An 18,833-nucleotide genomic window follows, 5' to 3' on the forward strand; every position below is an offset into this window, starting at 1 on the left:
GCAAGGGGCGGAGGCGGCCCGGAAGATGCATGCCGCCTCCGCCGGGTGAGGGTCAGGCGTTCTGGCTTTCTTTCTGGCTCTTCGCCCAGGCGTCGTAGCCCCCGGCGAGTTCCGTGACCTGGAAGCCCTCGGCCCGCAGCAGGCTCGCGGCGGCGGCGCTGCGGGCACCCCCCTGGCAGTGCACGACGATCTCGCGGTCACGCGGCAGGGTATCCAGGCGCCAGGGCAGGCGTCCGGCGTGGAGCTGCTGGGCACCGGGGATGTGCCCCTCCTCGTGCTCGGTCTTCGCCCGCACGTCCAGAATCAGCGCACCTTCGTGCGAGCCGAGTTCGGTCGCGGGGATGGGCTGGGCGGGGGCCGTCTCCAGACCCTCGGCGCTGGTGATAAAGCCGACCACGTGGTCCAGGCCGACCATCCACAGCTTGCGGCGCAGGTCTTCAGCCCGGTCGGCGGCGGCCAGCAGCATCAGCTCGCGCTCCGGGGTCAACAACCAGCCCGCCCACGTCTCCAGGGTGCCGCCGTCGGGGATGTTCACGCTGCCCACGGGCGCGGCAGCCTGATGCTCTTCTTTCTTGCGGGTGTCGATCAACCGGGCACCGGCGGCGACTTTGGCCTGCACGTCAGCGGCGCTCAGCTCGGCCAGCGGCTTCACCTCATCCAGCAGGGCAGGACCGTCCCTGTTCTCGGTCTTCATGCGGCCGTAGTACAGCGGCGCGTCAGCCTGACCAGAGAGCAGTTCCCGCGTGAAGGCTTCCTCGTTCCCCTGTTCGACCAGCTTGCCCCACCAGCTCAGCGCCCGCTCATAGCCAACGGTCGTGGTGGGCACCGCGCCCAGCGCCTTGCCGCAGGCACTCCCCGAACCGTGGCCAGGCCAGACCTGCACGTAGTCGGGCAGGGTCAGAAACTTGTCGCGCAGGGAGGCGAACATCTGCTTGGCGCCCACGTAGCGCGTGTCCTGCCTGCCCGCCGCCTCGTCGAGCAGGTCGGGGCGCCCCAGGTCGCCGACAAAGACGAAGTCGCCGGTCAGCATCATGCTCGGCGTGTCGCCCCGGGGCGTATCGGTGACCAGCAAGCTCATGTGCTCAGGCGTGTGGCCCGGCGTGTGGACGGCCTGGATGCGGATGTTGCCCACCATGAAGGTGTCCCCGTCATGGAGGTCTTGGTGTTCATCGTCGTAGGTGTACTGCCAGCCTTCGCCGCCCTCGTCGGAGAGCAGCAGCTTCGCTCTGGTCGCCTTCGCCAGCTCGCGGCTGCCCGAGAGGTAGTCGGCGTGGATGTGCGTCTCGGTGACGTGGGTGACGCGCAGCTTCTGGCTCTTTGCCTCGTCGAGGTACTGGGCAATGTCGCGCACCGGGTCCACCACCAGGCATTCGCCGGTCTTCTGGCAGCCGATCATGTAGGAGGCATGCGCGAGGTCCGTGTCGTAGAAGCGCTTGAAGTACATGGCGAGATCGTATACCCCCCTCCCCTATCCTGTCAAATACCCAGGGGGGTATACTATTCCCATGACCGCGACCGTCCCCGTCAGTGACCGTGAAGCCGAGAAGACCAAGATTCTCAACCGCCTGCGCCGCCTGGAGGGACAGATTCGGGGCCTCCAGAAGATGGTGGAGGAGGAGAAAGGCTGCGTGGAGGTGATGAGCCTGTACGCCAGCGCCAAGAGTGCCTTCGAGTCCACCGGGGACGTGATTCTGGAAACCTACGTGGAGATGTGCCAGGCACGCGGGGAGAAGCCCGCTGACCTCGTGCGGCTGCTCAAGCTCGCCCGTTGAGGCACCCTCTCAGCGTCCCGGAACTTCGCCGAATGACCAGATATTGTTGGCGAATTCAGGCTCTCAGTGCGGCGAAACGCGAGGTCGGTGTTTGGGCATGGGGTCTCCCTTGCCGCCAAGCGATAACCCGTGCCGCATTGACCGCAACGGCGGTGACCACATGCTGAAAATGCGTTTTGGCCAGGCCCCGATACCGAGCTTGGCGCAGACCACATGATCGTGTGGTCTGCGCGATGGTGCCCTCAATCCCGGCGCGTGCTGCATAGACTTTCCCTAACCCCTGCGACTGTGCAGCACGAAGCGCTTCATGCGCTTCGCGGGGATGCAGTTTGAGGCTTCTCGGGCCGTATTTCGCCCGCGTACACTGTGCCCTGACTGGGCAAGGCTGACAATCGCGCACCAAAAAATGGACGGTGACCGCTGGTCGATCCTGTCGATCAGGAGTGTCTTGCCAGCTGGAGGAGCGCTTGCCCTGTGGGCAAGTGACCTGCTGCGCGTCCCAGTCGATCGAAAACGCACGGTCGTCAAAGGCGCCCTCCACCTTGGTTTGCCAACTGGTGTTCGGGCGTGGCGGCCCAATGAGGGTGATCCCTCGTTGATGACTCTCTGCAAACAGCCCTGCAGTGACATAACCAGAATCCACCAGATGCTGTTGCGGCTCCAGTCCTCCATCGATCAGGGCCTGCTGAATCTCACGGGTCTGACTCACATCTTGACCTGTGGCGGGTGTCGTCAGCACGTGCGTGATGAGGTGCACCTCGTTGTCGTCGCACGTTTCCGTCAGATGGGCCTTATACCCCACCCACCACGTCCCCCGTTTAGTGCTGCCTCGCGCTTCTAATTCATAGGGTGAAATTGGCCGCTCGGCACCGGGAGGGAGTTCTGGGCCATCTCGAAGTCGTGCCTGGCCGTTGTGGCGTTCGAAATGCTGCGTCCACACCAGATTCAGCGTTTGAACCAACGGGAATTCTCGCAGCCCCGCAGGGACGTCGACGGCTTCCAGAGCGGCCAGCAATTGAAAACCATCATTGCCCACGGTGGTAGCATACGCAGTCCTGGCCGCTTGCCCTTTGGGCAAGCGAAAATCGAAGACCCGTCTGCCGTATCGTTCAAACCACTCGGGTTCAGCCATCCCACGCGTCCAGTCCGGAGCTTGGGTGGCGAGTTCGTTGAGCGCTGCTCGCAGCGTCTCGGCCACCAATTCGAGGTGGTTGAGCGCACGAACGTGAGCGAGCACATGCGTGGAGTCGGTGCGCTGCTTACCCTTCGCCTTGATCAGGCCCTGTGCTTTGAAATGGGCCAGCATGTTGTCCAACAGCAGGTGGTCGGCCTTCCCTTGAATCAGACGCTTCCGGAACTCGCTGAGCACACTGAAATCGAAGCCGGAGTCTTCCAGCTCGAGTCCAAGGGCATATTTCCAGTCAATTCTGGCCCGGACTTGGTCTGCTGCTTGCCGATCCGTCAGGTTCTCCAGAAACTGAAAAACGGTCACCAACGCTAGTCGCCAGGGGGCCAAAGCACTCTGGCCCCGAACGGGAAAGAGATGGGCAAAGTCAGCGTCGGTGTACAGCGCACCAAACTCATCGCGCAGCCGCATGATGGTGTTGCCTTTGCGGAACGCCGCCTGTGCAATTCGGGCCGTCGTTTCGGGAATTTCGCCGATGGGCTGGGGATGCAGGCTCATGTCCCATCATGCAGTTTGGTCATGAGACCCAGCCGAATTCGCCAACAATATCTGACCATACCCCGAAGAAGTCGGGGCTACCCTGGGGAATGCCAAGAGCAGAACCGCTGGAAGAAGGGGCCGAACTTCGGGGTCAAATCGGAGAAGCGAACTCCTTGCGCGAGGTGGTGCGGGAAACGGCCAAGCTGTGGCGCAGACACCACCTGAGCTACGACCAGACCAAGCACGTCGTCGAGGATGTGCGGCGAACCCTTCGGCTCGCCGCACCCAGGGAACGACGGCGCACGGTAGACCGCCTCGACCGCGAGGAAATCGAGCGGCGGATCGAGGCGGCCTACCGCCGGACCAGCGGGTATGGGCTCATGGTCAAGACGCTGTTCTACACGGGCGCCCGCGTGTCCGAGTTCGTCAACATCCGCGTGACGGATCTGCACCTGGCCCTGAACCCGCCCCAGGTCTACATTGCCTATGCGAAAGGGGGCAGTGACGGGTATGTGCCGATCCTGCCCAACTTAGCTCAGGAGTTGCGGACCCATCTCGCGGGGCGACGCACGGGTTACCTGTTCGAGAGCAACCGGCACGATAGGTACACGGCACGGGCCATTCAGCTCATCGTGAAGGACACCGCGCGCCGGGCGGGGATTGAGAAGACGGTGACGCCGCACCGCCTGCGCGCCAGCGTGGCGACAATTCTGCTGGACGCGGGGATGCCGCTGGATCAGGTGCAGAAGTTCTTGCACCACAAGCGCATCGCCACTACTCAGATTTATGCCCAGACCAGCACGCGGGGCATGGGCGAGAGCTACGTTAAGGCCTTGGGGGGCCGACCGTAGCCAGTAAAGAGCGTCCTGGACGCTCTTTTTCCTTAGCGTAGTGGGATTCGTCAATCTTGTCGTAGCCCCTTCCTGATTTCGATGCTGCAGACCCGCCGCAAAGAGTTCGGCACCATGCGCGCGCGCTGGGCGGTGACGAGGGGCAGCTGCGCACCTTGGTCTCTGCTGAGGCCCTGACCATCGGCGGCCTGAGCCTGGTGGCCGGACTGGCCATCGGAACCGGCATCGCGTCGCTGTTTGGCATGCTCCTGCGGGTCATCTTCCTGATCCCGCCTGCGGGCTTGACCTGGCCCGTCAGCGAACTGATCTTGCTGCTGGGCTTGGCCGTGACTGGTATGGGCACCGGCGTGTGGCTGGCCAACCGCCAATTGGCAGGCCTGCGGGTGTCGGAGGTGCTGCGGGAAGTCTAGCGTCCAGAGCAGAGAGGGCACACCGCATTGGGCGCTGTGCGCCCTCTCTGCTCTGGCCTGACAAGCCTGATCTGAAGTGGAACCACCATCGAACCCGACTTGAGGCCGAAATGTACGGCTCTCCCTTCCGGCGGACTAACACTGCTCCGCAGCAGAGCGGGCAGGCAAGAGGAGACGGCTTTCCAGAACTTGCACTGTTTTCCTCGCAAAACGGCGCTCGTCTGGGGCTTGTCTGCCTAAGTACGCCTGGCCGCTGCACAGCAGAGATGGACAGGCGGCGGCCATGTCAAAACCAAGAAGAGGGGCTGAAACTCTCTGCTTGACCTGGACAGGAGCGCGTTTGGCGCGTCTTTCTGGGCCTTGCAGCGAGCCTGGCCCGTCCGTGGAAAGGGTGTAGCCAACTGTACGGGATTCCCTGTAGTTCATGGGCCACGCCTGCGCTGGCCTGAAGCAGCTTCGATTTCAGACGACCCGCTGACACGGCCTTCGCTCTCCGCTCCAGCCCCGGACAGCTACACTCCCACCGGTTAGCCGTCCATCCCGCGTCGCCTGTTCTGTTTCCTGCTCGCTTGGATTGCGTCGTGTTGGGATTCGATCTGTCTCTGTAGCAATCCCCCTGCATCTGCAGCAACAAAATACCCGCCACTGCTGGCGGATATTCTCGCTGCTCACTTGCATGCCCTTGGCTGTCCAGACTACTTCCTCAGTCAAATCTGGCGGGAACGCAAAGGAGAGCCTGGGCAACAACCTGGTCGAATCTGCTCAAGGTCATCCAGCAACCTTGCCAGCCGAGAGGGCCACCTGATCTCGGCGGGACACCGCCAAGTACCCCACTACGCCAAGGATTGCCACCAAAAAGACGGCGCTGGTGACAGTGGTACCCAGTCCCAAGCCGCCGTCCGCCTTGGCCTGCGAGAGCAGGTCGCCGATAGAGGCCCCAAGCGGACGGGTGAGGATATACACGGTCCAGAAGGTCAGGATGCCGTTCATCTTGAAGATCAGGTGTGCTCCAGCCGCCAGCCCAATGATTCCAGCGAACATCAGGGCCGAAACCCCGTAGCCGAGCTGCAACTTTTCGGCCACCAGGTCACCTGTGGCGGTGCCCAGCGCGAACGTGAACAGCACTGCCAGCCAGTAGAACGCTTCACGCCGCGCCGTGAAAATAGAATGAATCGAGAGCGTCCCCTCCCGGCGGTACCAGGCGGTAAAGGTGGCGGCCAGGGCAGCGGCAAAAATCGCTGAACTGGTCCACAGACTGATCCCAAAATTGTCAGTCAAGTTGTCGGTGATCAGGGTACCGACTACGCTGATTAAGACGATCGCCACCCAGTAGACGCCCGGCACGTAGCGCTTGAGCCGGAACTGCGCAATCAAGACGCCGATCAGCAGCAGGCCCATGACCAGGGTGGTGCCGCTCAACCCGAGCTTCAGCGTGGTGTTGAGGTAATCGGCCGCAGTCTCGCCCACGGTGGTCGCCAGCACCTTGATGATCCAGAAAAAAGCCGTGACTTCCGGTACTTTGCTGATCAAGGTGCGCAGGGAAGCGCCCTGAGCAGGAAGGGGAGACGTCACGCCCTGTTCCCGGAGGAGCAAACGAGAAGCGGGAAGGAACGGAAGGGCAAGGAATCATTCATGGGGCCTCCAGCGCAGGCTGCGCGGGGCCAGCCTACGAACGCCAGGTAAAAGACTGGTATAGGCCGTTCGGGCGTGGCGCTGCCTCCCATGCTGCAGCAAGGGGCAGTCTCCCCGAGCACTATCACTCTCCTGCGCCGCGCGCCCAATTTAAGTTGGCCTGTTGGCCAGCGGGGGTGTAGCCCTGCGCTGCGTAGAGCTGCCCCGCCTTCAGGTACTGCCGCCGGGCCTGAGCGGTTTTCCCCTGCTTGCGCCAGACGGTGCCCAACACACTGGCCGCCAGCGCATTCTGCGGTTCTTGGGCGAGGGCCAGCAGCAGTTGCTGCTCACTGGCCTGCAGACCACTGGCGGTGGCCCGCCCGGTTCCGGTGCCCAATACGCCGCCAATGGCGCGCTCGGCCCGGTAATAGCTGTACTGAGAGCGGACATACGGCAAGCTGAGAAACTGCACTTGAGGGGGCTGGAGTGGCCGGGCCTGACCCACGGGGAGGTAAGCCGTAATTTGACCCTTGCTTGCGAAACTGGCCTTCAAGAAGGCGTAACCGCGCCCTGTCCAGCCGAGCAGCCCTGGGTGCGTAGCGAAAGGCTGCGGTTCGCTGGCGTCGACCTCCAGGTCTCCGGCCCCGCTGGGCAGCCGCAAGAGGCTGGTCACGTGCCCGAGGTTGCTCACCTGTCCAGTCATACTGGTCCAGACCATCATCAATCCGGCGTCCAGCCCGGCCCGCTGCAACAACCCCGCGATCAGGGTGCTCTGCGAGAGACACTGCCGCTCTCCTGACGAGGTGAGACTGGCAAATTCAAAGCCCCGTTCGAGGCTAAATTTCGGTACCACCCGTTTAATGAACGCGTGTGCCCAAGCGGCGGTTTCGCGCGCCAGCTGGTCTTTCTGGGCTGGAGTCGGCGCGGCTTGCAGCTGCGCTCTGCGCTGGAAGAGGGCTTGACCCAGGGTGCGGCCGCCTGCCAACGGCACATCAGCGCGCAAGTACGCCTGATCGAGCCAAGCCACCACGTCACCCTGAAGGCCGGCCCGCCAATAGGAGTCGGCGGCCAAGGCCTTCAAGTTTGCGCCGCCGTAGCTCAGGTCAGCCGGCTGAAAGGGTGAGCCGGCCAGCGCAGAAGAGACGAGCAGCAGGCTCAGAACAACTCGGATTCGGTGCATGGGAGTCCTCCATCAGGGCAAAGGAACCGAACGACTCGGCTCTGCGGGAAAGCTAGCTGGACGCGGTGAAATCTGCGTATACCGGTGACCTGTACGCTCAGCCGCAGGGACACTCCCGGCTGCATCTTGGCCAGTTCGGCTTGGCACTGGGAGCACCAGTGAGGAGATGCCATTTCAGCTGGAATTTCTCGGCGGCTGTTGGCGCTGTGGTGAACCGGGCCATCTGTTCAGGCAGGGTTGGCCTCCCACCCGATCAAGACGCGGTGGGGCAAAAAGCGTTTGGCCACGCCCAGCACGGACGTCGGAGACTGATCAATCGTCCCTGCGTAGTGCTTTGATATCGTTTTTCAGCTGTTGGTGCTGGCTGAGGTATGGGTGACGCACAACAGCGTCCCATGCGTTAGATCCATCACCCGTCAACACACACCGAAGTCAGACCCCTGAGCGCCGCCCTGTGGTTTTCAGTCTTGAGAAAGGATGCAGTACGCCGTACACGCCCAGTACCCAGGCCACGCCCGTCAGCCAGCCGCACAGCACGTCTGTGGGATAGTGAACACCCAAGTATAGGCGCGACACGCCCACAGCGCCGCTGAAGCCGATGCCCAACACCAAGGCAGGCCAGCGGTAAGGCGTGCGCCACGTCAACAAAATGAGCGCCGTGACAAAGGCCGCGCTGTACATGCTGTGGCCGCTGGGAAAACTGGCGTCGTGTTCCTGAACAAGTCGGGGCCACAATTCGGGGCGCGTGCGGTGCAGCAGCAGTTTCATGACCACGTTCAGCGCCGCTGCCCCCGCGACGCCGAGCGTCCAGAAGGCGGCCAAGCGGTGCTGTTTGAACCACAGCGCCACTAAGATCAGTGCGCTGAGGGGCGCGATGACGCTCACGCCGCCCACCGTAGAGAACAGGAGCGCGAGCTGATCAAGCTGCGGCGTGGCGAAACGGTGGAGAGCCAGCAAGAACGGCTGCTCGAACGCGAAGCTCTGGCCTTCGAGCAAGTCCTCGGCGACCCAGCCTACCAGCAACAGCGGCAGCACAATCCCGAGAAACAAGCGGAGTAGAGCCACAGGACGAACAGGGTGGCGGAGCAGAAACGGACGCATCGCTCTAGCGTGCTGGAGCAAGGTAAAGAGACGGTATACCCGCTCGGTGCACTCCTGCCAAACAGCACATGAGGTAGGCCTTCTTCACGCGCCTCTGGTGGAGGTTACGCCTGCCAAGATGCCTCTATCCTGCGGCCCCAATCATCCGGCTTGCACTGCGTTCTGAGGGCTTGAAGGTTCGGTGCACGCTCATCTTGCTGCGGCCCGACTGTTGCTCTGCGTCAGCCTTCCTCTGCTCGTTTTGGTCGTTGGCGACAGCGGGCCGGTAGGCTTCTGTGTCCCGAGTCAGAATCAGCTCTCTGCGTCGGGCAGCCCTCAGCAACTTGCCCTCGGCGATGGCACCTATACCTTGGAGTACGGAGCCATTCTCTCGCCCACAAATGTTTGGAATCCAGTCTAGAAAAACCGCAGCAGTGGAGAACAAGGGGCCGGTGAAGGCAGCTGAGAGCCCCCTCTGGTTGTGGGTTCTGCGGCCCCTCAAGTTCAGTACAGTGGGGCCATGAATTCTCCTGGAGTATGGACTCGGGTGCGGGCCTTTGCCCGCGGCGAGCGGGACGCCGAGAGGCTGTATGCCTACCGCCGTGCCGGAGCCGGGCTGCACCCCATGCTGGACGCAGCCGAGCGCCGCCGCCTGGATCTGGCTCTCAGCGGCACCAGTCCCTTCGCCATGACCAGCACCACCGGGCTGGAGTTGGCCTGCGCGTGGAACGCGTTTGCCCTGCAGACCCTGGCCGATCAGCTGCTCCAGGCCGACGAAACAGCCGACCCCGGCACTGTGGGCTTCGTGCCGCCGGTGACCTTCGACCAGGCTGAAGCCTATTACCGCGACGTGCAGCGCTGGTTGGCCCACGCAACGCGGGCAGCCCATGACCCCCATTTCACTCTGCCGCCCGGCACCTTGCCCGCGAAGTTACCCGCCTGGTCACCGGTCGAACCCTGTCCCCGGCCCCATCTGGACGCCATGCTGGCCGCACTGAACGCCATGCGGCTGCATGTAGAGGCGGCCCTGCACCACGTCGAGCAGGCCACCCCCGAAGCCGATGCCCGCCGCCTTGCCCGGCTCTCGGGTGAGGTGCAGGAAGCGCTGGTCAAAGCCCGCTACGCGGCGGATATGTTTGTGCCTGGCGCTTCCGACACCCTCCATGAGCAGATCGAAACCCACGCCAAACAAGCCATTGAGGCGCTCTACCGCGCGGGGCAACTGCTGGGAGATCCCCAGTTGCTAGATCCGCCCCGCTCCGCTGCCAAGGCTCAGCGACCTCCGGGTGTACCGCTGCCAGGTCAGCTGGGATTTGATCCCTGGGTCATGACTGATCCCGCCAGTGTGGACAGCCTCAAGCGCAATGCAGATGCAGTGCGGGTGATCAACGAGATGTGGGCGCTTGATCCGGATCCAGCCGCGAGCCTGGCCCTCTGGAGCGAGATTCAGGCGGCCCTTCGGTCGGGCGGCGCCGCCGTGGCCCGGCAGCAGAACGGGACAACATTCGGTTTTTACTTCTGCACCCCGTATAGCGCGATCTATAAGGCTAAGCGTCCCCTAGTGATTGGCGACACGCCGGTGCCCAAAGGACAGCGCTTCACCCTGGAATGCGCTGCTGAGGGCGTGCGGATCGGGTATCCTTTCAAACGTGAGGTGGTGTTGGGACAGTTCAAACCTGCCACCATCGACTACTGCGACCCCGATCAGCCCCCGCCCCACGAGTGAGCGCCCCCAATGGCAGGCTACTTCACCCCCAACTCAGCGGCCGGGCTTGCGAGTCAATAGGCGACGGGAGACAGACCGCCGCAGGAGCACGCTGTGGATGCCGGCGCATCCCCACATCACGCCCATCACCCCAACCAGCAGCAGCAAGTCTGGGGAATGGCGTTCTGCCGGGACGGAGCTTTCCAGCGCATGCCACCAAGGCGCCAGGGCAGAGTGGCTGAGCACAATCTGCACCCACCCTTCAAGAAGATTGGCCGCCACGATGCCTAACACTCCAGCAATGGCCCACAAGACGACCGTCAACCAGGCACGCCGATCTATCAGGTCGTTCCACCGCTTCAGTGACGAAAAATCTGCTTTCCTGTTTGTCGCTTGGCTGTGGTTCGCATAGATTTGTGGCGTCCACCGCGCGTCGTTCCACAGCTTGGGAGAGTAGCCCCACATTATCAGCAGGTTTTCCAGTACGCCCCGAGTGGTGCACGTCTCGTCCAGCTCGAGCGACAGACGCTGGGTAGCTCGGTGGACGGTCACCTGCTGAACACCAGGCACGCGTTCAGTTCGCTGAATGACCTCTTGTACGAGGCGCTCAGAGTCCATTTCAGGAATCCAATAGGTCAACGGCACGGGGCTGGGAAGCACCGTTCTATTTTACTTGAGGACTGGCCTGATCCAAGTGGGCAAAGACCGCTTTGGTCAGCTGAGTCCATTGATGCATCAGCAGGTCGTGGACTGGAGCTGACCTGGCCGGGGGCCTGGGAAGCCCAAATGTTAATTCTGGAGAATAGCTGCTTAAGGAGGTTCGTGCCCGCTTTTCCAGCTGGAAGTTCTTTGGAACCAACGAAAGATTATCTGAATCATGACTCATGTACTATGTCGGCGTGATGATCATGGAGGGGTCGCCGTGTTGGACTTGGCGGGTGTCTGAACGTGTGGGGAGGTTGGGTTGACCCCGGGGGTGAGGCTGTGGCTCGGCGGCATACTGGCCGCCGCGGTGGTCGGAATTGGAACGGCTTGGCTGATCCCTCGGCCGCCCGCCGAAGGCAGTGCGGAAGTGGGATTGGCCCGAACCATGAGCGCCCATCAGCAACAAGCCGTGGAAATGAGTGTGATCCTCTTCAAGCGGTCGTCTGACCCAGAAGTTGCGCGCTTGTCCCAAGACCTGTTCCTGACAGGGCAAGCTCAGATAGGCCAGATGACGGGGTGGTTGATGGCCTGGGGGCGACCCGTCGCTGGGCAGCAATCTCCCTTTGAAGGTCTGGACCGCACCGCTCTGGGATTGATTTCACCTGCAGAGATGCAGCAGTTGCGTCATCTCTCTGTCCCGCTGGCGGAAACGCGGTACCTGGTCTTGCTCCGCCGTCACGTACGCGGCAGCTTGGCGCTGGCCCAAGAAAGACGACAACGTCTCCGCCAGCCAGAGGTGCAAACTTTTGTAGAGCGGCTCATTCGTGCGCAACGTGCTGAAGTGCAGGTCATCGACCGCCTGATCCTCCGGCGGCTCCAGGCGGGAGAGCCAGCACAACCCGAAACCGGAGGACTCACCCACGAATAGGTCGGCAGTGCGGATGAGCGTCGATTCCTCCTTCACAGGACAGCCTCCCTGATCACCTTGGAGTCGATACGCTTTCTTCAGAACTGGGCTTCACCTGGCGGAGAGCCCAATTCTGGCTCACTCATGCTGCACCCGCTCCGGGTGACCGTAAAGCATGAGCGCCATGCTCTTCTAGCCTGTTAACGGAAGTCTAGGGGAAGTCGTCAAACTCATTGACCCACAGGTCCTGACGAGGCTCGCGTCAGTGGGCACCCACGCTGCCGCCCTAAACGCTGTCTGCGTCAGAGTAAGATGAGAGAGGAAGTAACTTGAAAAGACGTAGCCCTCGCACTTTGCTCGTTTCCAACGGGTCGCGTGAATTTGCCGGCAGAATCCACTCCCGTCGCATGAACGCCTGACCTGCTTATGAGCGTGTGCCTACCAGAAAAATGTTTGGCCAGGGCCGATAAGTACTTTTGAGTATGTCCTGTTTAAAGACCTGACCGTCACGCCTGAACTGACGCGTGACCTCAATGACAGCTCCAGGCGCAGCCCAATCCACCTGCTGACGTTCACCGGCAGGCAGAGTCGCATCTGGCAGCAAACGATCGGGGAGCGCGGGCGTTGTGCGCAGCGTCCTCGGGGTTCCTACCTCGACAGTGAAGTCGCGCACCTTGCCGAAGACCTGGATGGTCAGGCGACTGTCGGCCTCGTCCCAACCCCCCTGAAACCAGAGCGCTCCTCCGGTATCATTGGCGAATTTCAGATCCAGATTGGGTTGATAGATGGTGCCGTCAAGGCCCTGTGGATCGTAATAGCGGACCTGATAAGAGTGGTTGCGGCGCTCAAGAATGGGCAATCCCGCACCGTACAGCGTGCGGAAAACCGTAGTACTGACCTGACAGATGCCCCCCCCGACTCCATTCGCAGTTCGGTCGCCCGCAATGACCAGGCCAGTGACAAATCCAGTCCGGGTGCTGATGGGTCCCACGATCTGATTGAATGACACGATTTTGCCTTCCACAAGTCGGTCCTGGAAACGGCGGGTTCCGACCTGAATGTTCTTGACCCTCGCCGGGCTACTGCCGGAGTAGTTGGTTTCGCCGGTGCCCAGATGTTGTGCGATACCCCGGGAAGCAAAGAAATTGAGGGTGCGTTCAGGCGGAACCTGGCCAGCCACAATGATGTTGGCCTGCACCCCCCGCGGATCATTGAGTACGGTCTCGATGCTGGCACGCGTTTTGGCCATGTTGATGGTCAGGCCGTTGCGTTGCACTACAGCCCAACCGTTCCAAAGTTCTTCAAAGCGGGCATTTTCCGGCTGTAAGGGTAAGGTGGCCACAAACGCGGTCAAATCAGCTTCCAATGAGGCTGTGATGCTCCCCCCCCGTTGCCGCAATTGAGCGGCCCGTGCACCCGGAATGGTCAGGGTGCGGATAAAGGGTACTGTGGTTTTCTTACCTTCCACCAATGCGGGCCAATCCGCCCGCACGGTAATCAGCAAAGGCGCGTCTTTTTGTGGGGATGGTGCTTTAGGACTTGACTGAGGCTGAAGAGGGTTCGGAACTCCAGGACTTGCTGTTTCAGCCTCCTGGGGAAGCGGCAGCGGAAGCAGGGGAGCTTCTTGAGGAACGCGTGGAGGTAATGCCGGAATTTCCAGCTGCGCAGCGGCCAACCCCAACAATAGACTTGAAAATATGAATGCGGTTGACAGGCGAAAAACCATAGAAGCAGTATCTCATTCCCTGTTGGCGGTGAGTGGGTTAACTCCCTCTTTCAGCCGTTTCCCTTGACAGGTTCTCCCTGAACCCACCGGTGCTCAGTGGCTTGAAGTCGACTGGCCACTTTTACTGCTTACTCACAAGGCAGATTGAATTCGCAATCAGTTCCTGCAGGTCGAATGGGCCGCCCTTACAGTAAGCCAGGTGGACACGGATTGTTCAGTTTCCGGGGTAATCCAATTCTGGTCACTCCCTGCCGCGTGTTCTGAAAGGACTGTCCGGCTGAAGTGATTCTACCGGTGGTGGACTGCTTCGTCCGAGTCGAAAGTTGACCCGATCAACTCACAGACATAGCAGATAGTTCAGGTGTCATCGCTGTGTCCCTGCAGCAGTGAACCCAAGGGTCCATATCTACCCCCATGGGGCAAAGATCTGGTATGAGACCTGACTTGGCACACTGGTCGCTTAAAGGGTCTCCTTCTGTTTTAGAGCATTTGTCATAATGATGACGTGAAACGAGTGGGAGGCCGAGGGTACAGTCTGGATTTGCGTGAACGGGTGGTGGCTGCGATCGAAGGCGGACAGCCCCGTCAAGTCGTCGCCCGGTTGTATCGGATTCACATTGAAACCGTTGATGCCTACCTCGCAAAGCAGCGTCTCGGGACGCTGCACCAAGTCGGCCGCTCTTCCGGACGCCCACCACGGATGACACCTCTCCATGAACAGCAGTTGTTGAAGCAACTTGAGACGCACCGAGACGCCACGTTGATCGAGCATGCCCGCATGCTCGAAGAAGCGACGGGCCTCAAGATCAGCTTCAAAAGCGTAGACCGGGTGTTCCGGAAGCACCACATCACCCATCAAAAAAACGCTGGTCGCGAGCGAACAGAATGAGGAACGACGACAGCAGTTTTTGAACGACTTGGCTCCCTATTTGGTCAGCCCGGAACGCTTGGTCTTCGTTGACGAGAGCGGCTTCAACACGGCGATGACGCGAGGCTACGCACGTGCTCCCAGTTCAGAGCGGGCTTGGGGACGGGTGCCCAGAAATCACGGGCGCAATCAGACCCTCATCTGTGCCTTGCACAACGCGGGGCCACTGGCCCCGTTCATCCTCACTGGTGCGGTCAATGGGGTGTCCTTTGAGTGGTACGTCCGACACGTCCTGTGCCCCACCTTGCGACCAGGACAAGTCGTTTTGATGGACAACCTCTCGTCACATCACCGAGCGTCCGTTCGGACGCTCATCGAAGCACAGAGCTGTCACCTCTTGTTTCTCCCGCCCTACAGTCCGGACTTCAATCCCATTGAATTGATGTTTTCCAAAATCAAAGCGGCCGTACGGGCTGGCTCGTGGCGCACTCTAGATCAACTCCTCGCCGCGATCTGGGCGGCGTTGCAAACACTCACCCCTCAGGACAGCGCCGCCTGGTTTCGACATGCCTATCCTTCGGTCTCTTTATGACAAATGCTATAGACACAAGTTCCAAACCTACACTGCCGGGATCAAGAGGTCAAAGCGCTCGGCAATTTCTTTGTTTCAGTGAGTTTCGCGCTCCATCCACTCCAGGGCAGCAAGTCGCCGTTCTTCCAGTTGAGTGGGGAGCCCGCTGGACAGCCCTGCAGGTCAGCAGCACAGACCTAAGCCGAGATCGATAAGGCTTTCAAGGGCTGCGGTCTGGCCGTCAGTGAGTGCCCTTGCGAGGCAGCAGATGCATAACGGCTACGAGAATGCCCCCGATCACCACACCAACAAGCGCCGAGCCGAGCGTTTGTACCAGCCAGTCCACTACGGCCTCTATGGCAGGCAACGCACCACCTGCTGCCACGGCCAAATCATGCAGGAAAGCCGCAGGTTTACCCCAGCCAAACTCGTCCAGACCAACAACAATGATATGGCCACCGACCCAGAGCATGGCTGCCGTACCGATCACTGACAGTGCCGCCATGACGACAGGCATGCCCTGCACCAAGCCGCGTCCGATGCGGCGCGCCGCACTAGAGTTGCTCCCGGCGAGTTTCAAGCCTAAATCGTCAGTTTTGACGATAAGGCCGACCAAGCCGTAGACCAGCGCAGTGATCATCAGGGCCACCACGACCAAAATAAGGGCGCGGGAAATGAAAGGTTGATCCGCCACTTCAGCCAGCGAGATGGCCATAATTTCTGCCGACAAAATAAAGTCGGTGCGAATGGCTCCAGCCACCATCGTCTGCTCATGCGCCGCACTGCCCAGTTTAGACGCTGATTCTCCTGGAGCTTCCTGCTGACCTGATACAGCTTCGTATATCTTTTCAGCACCCTCATAGCATAGATAGGCTCCGCCCAGCATCAGCAACGGCGTTATCGCCCAAGGGAAAAACTGACTCAGCAGCAAGGCTGCAGGCAAGATAAAAACAATTTTGTTGCGCAGCGAACCCTTGGCGATGCGCCAAATAATTGGCAACTCCCGGTCCGGACTGAAACCCGTGACGTAACGTGGTGTGACTGCCGTATCGTCTACCACAATGCCTATGGCCTTGGTGCCCGCCTTACCCGCTGCCGCCGCGATGTCATCCAAAGATGCAGCGGCAAGTTTAGCAATGGCTGCTACATCGTCTAGCAGAGCGACCAAGCCCCCGCTCATTGCTCTGCACCCAGGAGATGGGGTGAGGCAACAGACGGGCTGTTATCGCAGCAATGTTTGGCGGGGGGCAGAAGGGAGGAGAGCCGTGGCAAGGTCATCAGACCCACAGCCTAGCAATCTGTAGCCCCCTAAGGGACACTGCCCTTGATAACAGTAGGGGTTTTTTGACGCCCCTTGGCTCATGAGTGCAGCTCAATTTACACGTTGCCACTATTGACACTATTGAAGGGTAAACGCCCCTGGGATCCAGCACCTTTCTAGCGCTGTATCACGTCTGCCCGCGGTTGCCCCATACCTGCTTGAGCGCAAAGCTATCCTAGCGGTTGCCACCGTTGAACCGGGGCGCCTGCCGTGACACCTGCTTCACTCAGTGGCAGAAGCCCTAAAGGGCCTGGTTAAGTTACGTGGTCATCCCCTGAAAAGCGTGTGCATCAATCTTCTCGAACTCTGGGCGCACCTCCTTCACTTCAGGCAGGGAAAGCATCCACTCATGAACCCAGATACTTTTTCCGACTTGGTGATAGGTGTCCCGACGCATTTGCGACGCCCCGTCGTTACAGCCGTAGCGTATCCAACAGCGCCCTTGTCTACGCTCTGGTGCGGCACAAACGGTGGTGAAAGGCCTGTACATGGAGCTACTTTTGGTTTTCGATGTCCTGCTTGATGACGGCAGTGGAACGCCAACCGCCCTTACTCGGGGAGGAGCTCCTACAGAGGCGGCCCACCTCTCGCTCTCACCCACCAGTTTCACTAGGGAGCTACCTCTGCATGACTACCAGCGTCCATCAAACCACCCATTCAAGATGAGCTTGTGCCCAACGCCAGTTAAGCCGGTTTAAGTCCCACAAGAGAGGGAGACGCCTGCCTGTTGGCACGGTGGTATCAAAACAGCAAGTCACGAGCTGGACTCAGCCATAAAGGCACCTCATTCAAGGTGCACCTGCCGCATCTTCAGTTGCGTCCTCCAGTGGTGCATTGACCGCGTCCTGAGCCGTCTCTGCCGCTACCCGCGCTGCCATTGTGTTGACGTCTTCAGGTACACCGGCAACAATGCGGGCGTGATAGGCGGCGACGGCTCGCCTGACGACGCCCGCTTCATCCTCACCCGTGCTGCTGCAGAGCTCATCGAGAAAATGACGAGTCAGAGGATCTAGACTCAGCAGGAGGGGTGAATGAATATCGGTCATCGTGCCAGAATGGCACAATCCCCCTCCACTCTGGCATCCTCTGGCGCTGTTCACAGCCTGTTGATGAGCTTACCAGTTGGCAGAATGTTGATTTTCCCCACAGCTGTGATTGCAAGCTGCGCCAAGACCTCTTGATTCCCCTTAGGCCGGGGTCAACTGGAGTACAGCGATTGATCTGATGGAGAAAGGCGTCTCCCAATTCACCTGGTACAGCGTTCCACAACGCCACTCTCAGATCATTTCCATTCAACCGGATCTCAGGATGCAGTTGGCCTCCTTACAGCCAGAGAGCTTGCCTCCTGGCGTTATGAAACTATTTCTTCGTGAAAGCTCGTCCAATTTGACCTCGCGTCGTCCTGATGAGGACTCGCATGGACAGAAATTGGGCGGCCCTGTGATGTGGGCCGCCCAGTTGGGAAAGAAGATTATTTGTCTGCGGGTTTCGCGGGCGTTTCCGTCTCCGGAGTTGCTGCGTCCGTGCCCGTTGCAGGGGTTGTGGTTCCACTTCCTGCTGCAGGGGGTGTAGCAGATGCAGGCGGCGCTGCTGGTACACGCTTTTCCTGCGCGGCCAGAATGGTCTTCAGGTTGTCAGTGGGCTTGAGGGCCGCGACCTGTTTGGCAACGTAAGCCGATCCCACTTCATTCTTTTTGGTGCCCAACACCTGCTGCTCGATCTGGCTGCGAACGGCGCTGAGGGGCTGAGTGGCGGCGCGTTTCAGGTCAGTCACGTAGACCACCGAGTAGCGCGTACCGACCTGTACCACGTCGCTCAGGCTGCCTTCTCCAGCAGTTTTCAGGGTCTTGGCCGTAAAGACGGCGGCATTAAGTTCCTCGCCCAGTTTGCCGTCGCCACCGGTCACGGCTCCGCGCTCGCTGACGGTTCCGCCCGCTTTGGTGGCCGCCTGCGTAAAGTTGCCGCCCGCCCAGCCCGCACGGAAGGCCACGGCCTGCGCCTTGTCCTTGAAGCTGGCTTCGGTCACGGTGCCGCTGGCAGGCGATTCAAACTGCTTGATGTTCTCCTGGTAGTACTTCTGCACGTCGGCGTCAGTCACTTTCACGTCACGCGCACCGTAGGCGGTGAGTGCGGCGGCCAACTCCTGACGCGTTCCAGCCAGAGGCAACTTCTGATCCTGCGCCACTTTGCGGGCGGCGTAGCCCTGAATCAGGCTCTGAACCACCTGCGGTTTCAGGATACCGTTCACCAGTTGCGCGGCCTGATCGGCAGGAACCTGCTGCAAGAGTCCGGTGAATTGCTGGTTGCCCACCACCTGTCCGATCACTTCCGAGTAAGGAATGTTCTGGCCCGCGACCTTGGCGACGGTGGGGTCTTCGGCCTTCCAGTTCAGGTCGATGTATTCCAGTTTCATATCGGCGGCCAGCTTGTCGCCCCACGCTTCCACGGCAGCGTTCTTCTTCTGCTCGTTCACGGCGGTCAGGACGTCGGTCTTGGCCTCGGCAAATGGCTTGGGCGTGG

Annotated in this window: 16 protein-coding genes; 6 read left to right on the forward strand and 10 right to left on the reverse strand. The window is 60.7% G+C overall.

Annotated features, from left to right (window positions below):
* Positions 1-52: 52 nt before the first annotated feature.
* Complete coding sequence (locus F561_RS0120330) at positions 53-1,444, reverse strand: MBL fold metallo-hydrolase (RefSeq protein ID WP_019011812.1); 1,392 nt, start codon at positions 1,442-1,444, stop codon at positions 53-55.
* Between the two features lie 61 nt (positions 1,445-1,505).
* Between F561_RS0120330 and F561_RS0120335 the strand changes: the two genes are divergently transcribed.
* Complete coding sequence (locus F561_RS0120335; protein ID WP_019011813.1) at positions 1,506-1,772, forward strand: metal-sensitive transcriptional regulator; 267 nt, start codon at positions 1,506-1,508, stop codon at positions 1,770-1,772.
* 55 nt (positions 1,773-1,827) lie between these two features.
* On the opposite strand, the gene F561_RS0120340 is transcribed toward F561_RS0120335, so the two are convergent.
* Positions 1,828-3,456 carry an IS1182 family transposase gene (locus F561_RS0120340; RefSeq protein WP_019011814.1) on the reverse strand — a complete coding sequence of 543 codons (1,629 nt, stop codon included), beginning with the start codon at positions 3,454-3,456 and terminating at the stop codon, positions 1,828-1,830.
* Between the two features lie 89 nt (positions 3,457-3,545).
* Here F561_RS0120340 and F561_RS0120345 point away from each other — a divergent pair, with 89 nt between their 5' ends.
* On the forward strand, positions 3,546-4,289 hold the full coding sequence (locus F561_RS0120345; protein ID WP_019011815.1) for a tyrosine-type recombinase/integrase: 744 nt from the start codon (positions 3,546-3,548) through the stop codon (positions 4,287-4,289).
* 125 nt (positions 4,290-4,414) lie between these two features.
* Complete coding sequence (locus F561_RS0120350) at positions 4,415-4,699, forward strand: hypothetical protein (protein ID WP_342662293.1); 285 nt, start codon at positions 4,415-4,417, stop codon at positions 4,697-4,699.
* 768 nt (positions 4,700-5,467) lie between these two features.
* Here the strand turns inward: F561_RS0120350 and F561_RS0120355 are convergent.
* The 3 genes from F561_RS0120355 to F561_RS0120365 form a co-directional block, all read right to left on the reverse strand.
* Positions 5,468-6,271, reverse strand: coding sequence for a COG4705 family protein (locus F561_RS0120355; RefSeq protein WP_019011817.1), 804 nt, complete (start codon positions 6,269-6,271; stop codon positions 5,468-5,470).
* 184 nt (positions 6,272-6,455) lie between these two features.
* Positions 6,456-7,490 carry a hypothetical protein gene (locus tag F561_RS0120360; protein ID WP_019011818.1) on the reverse strand — a complete coding sequence of 345 codons (1,035 nt, stop codon included), beginning with the start codon at positions 7,488-7,490 and terminating at the stop codon, positions 6,456-6,458.
* 432 nt (positions 7,491-7,922) lie between these two features.
* Positions 7,923-8,591: a phosphatase PAP2 family protein gene (locus F561_RS0120365; RefSeq protein ID WP_157452045.1), complete on the reverse strand. Its 669-nt coding sequence runs from the start codon at positions 8,589-8,591 to the stop codon at positions 7,923-7,925.
* A gap of 499 nt (positions 8,592-9,090) precedes the next feature.
* On the opposite strand from F561_RS0120365, the gene F561_RS0120375 reads away from it, so the two are divergent.
* Positions 9,091-10,296, forward strand: a complete 1,206-nt coding sequence (locus F561_RS0120375) for a hypothetical protein (RefSeq protein ID WP_040381419.1) — start codon at positions 9,091-9,093, stop codon at positions 10,294-10,296.
* A 33-nt stretch (positions 10,297-10,329) separates the two neighbouring features.
* On the opposite strand, the gene F561_RS0120380 is transcribed toward F561_RS0120375, so the two are convergent.
* Positions 10,330-10,935 (reverse strand): hypothetical protein, encoded by a 606-nt coding sequence (locus tag F561_RS0120380; protein WP_019011822.1) that lies wholly within the window; start codon positions 10,933-10,935, stop codon positions 10,330-10,332.
* Positions 10,936-11,287: 352 nt separating this feature from the next.
* On the opposite strand from F561_RS0120380, the gene F561_RS0120385 reads away from it, so the two are divergent.
* Complete coding sequence (locus F561_RS0120385; RefSeq protein ID WP_281166609.1) at positions 11,288-11,848, forward strand: DUF305 domain-containing protein; 561 nt, start codon at positions 11,288-11,290, stop codon at positions 11,846-11,848.
* Positions 11,849-12,251: 403 nt separating this feature from the next.
* Here F561_RS0120385 and F561_RS0120390 read toward each other — a convergent pair whose 3' ends face one another.
* Positions 12,252-13,553: a VanW family protein gene (locus tag F561_RS0120390; protein WP_026299109.1), complete on the reverse strand. Its 1,302-nt coding sequence runs from the start codon at positions 13,551-13,553 to the stop codon at positions 12,252-12,254.
* A gap of 505 nt (positions 13,554-14,058) precedes the next feature.
* Here F561_RS0120390 and F561_RS28190 point away from each other — a divergent pair.
* A protein-coding gene (locus F561_RS28190) for an IS630 family transposase (RefSeq protein ID WP_157452047.1) occupies positions 14,059-15,013 on the forward strand; the annotation gives its coding sequence in 2 pieces (ribosomal slippage) (positions 14,059-14,409 and positions 14,411-15,013; 954 coding nt in all).
* 220 nt (positions 15,014-15,233) lie between these two features.
* Here F561_RS28190 and F561_RS0120405 read toward each other — a convergent pair.
* The 3 genes from F561_RS0120405 to F561_RS26235 form a co-directional block, all read right to left on the reverse strand.
* Positions 15,234-16,172, reverse strand: coding sequence for a DUF808 domain-containing protein (locus tag F561_RS0120405; protein ID WP_019011827.1), 939 nt, complete (start codon positions 16,170-16,172; stop codon positions 15,234-15,236).
* A 929-nt stretch (positions 16,173-17,101) separates the two neighbouring features.
* Positions 17,102-17,359, reverse strand: a complete 258-nt coding sequence (locus F561_RS0120415; protein ID WP_019011828.1) for a hypothetical protein — start codon at positions 17,357-17,359, stop codon at positions 17,102-17,104.
* A 425-nt stretch (positions 17,360-17,784) separates the two neighbouring features.
* Positions 17,785-18,833: peptidyl-prolyl cis-trans isomerase (locus F561_RS26235; RefSeq protein ID WP_019011829.1), on the reverse strand; the 1,049-nt coding region annotated here is incomplete at its 5' end.

This window comes from Deinococcus aquatilis DSM 23025 (genome assembly GCF_000378445.1).
Taxonomy (GTDB): Bacteria; Deinococcota; Deinococci; order Deinococcales; family Deinococcaceae; genus Deinococcus; species Deinococcus aquatilis.

Excerpts from the sequence above, each read along its gene's own strand:
- F561_RS0120330 (WP_019011812.1), bottom strand. The coding sequence starts at position 1,444 with ATGTACTTCAAGCGCTTCTACGACACGGACCTCGCGCATGCCTCCTAC.
- F561_RS0120335 (WP_019011813.1), top strand. The coding sequence starts at position 1,506 with ATGACCGCGACCGTCCCCGTCAGTGACCGTGAAGCCGAGAAGACCAAG.
- F561_RS0120340 (WP_019011814.1), bottom strand. The coding sequence starts at position 3,456 with ATGAGCCTGCATCCCCAGCCCATCGGCGAAATTCCCGAAACGACGGCC.
- F561_RS0120345 (WP_019011815.1), top strand. The coding sequence starts at position 3,546 with ATGCCAAGAGCAGAACCGCTGGAAGAAGGGGCCGAACTTCGGGGTCAA.
- F561_RS0120360 (WP_019011818.1), bottom strand. The coding sequence starts at position 7,490 with ATGCACCGAATCCGAGTTGTTCTGAGCCTGCTGCTCGTCTCTTCTGCG.
- F561_RS0120365 (WP_157452045.1), bottom strand. The coding sequence starts at position 8,591 with ATGCGTCCGTTTCTGCTCCGCCACCCTGTTCGTCCTGTGGCTCTACTC.
- F561_RS0120375 (WP_040381419.1), top strand. The coding sequence starts at position 9,091 with ATGAATTCTCCTGGAGTATGGACTCGGGTGCGGGCCTTTGCCCGCGGC.
- F561_RS0120390 (WP_026299109.1), bottom strand. The coding sequence starts at position 13,553 with ATGGTTTTTCGCCTGTCAACCGCATTCATATTTTCAAGTCTATTGTTG.
- F561_RS0120405 (WP_019011827.1), bottom strand. The coding sequence starts at position 16,172 with ATGAGCGGGGGCTTGGTCGCTCTGCTAGACGATGTAGCAGCCATTGCT.
- F561_RS0120415 (WP_019011828.1), bottom strand. The coding sequence starts at position 17,359 with ATGACCGATATTCATTCACCCCTCCTGCTGAGTCTAGATCCTCTGACT.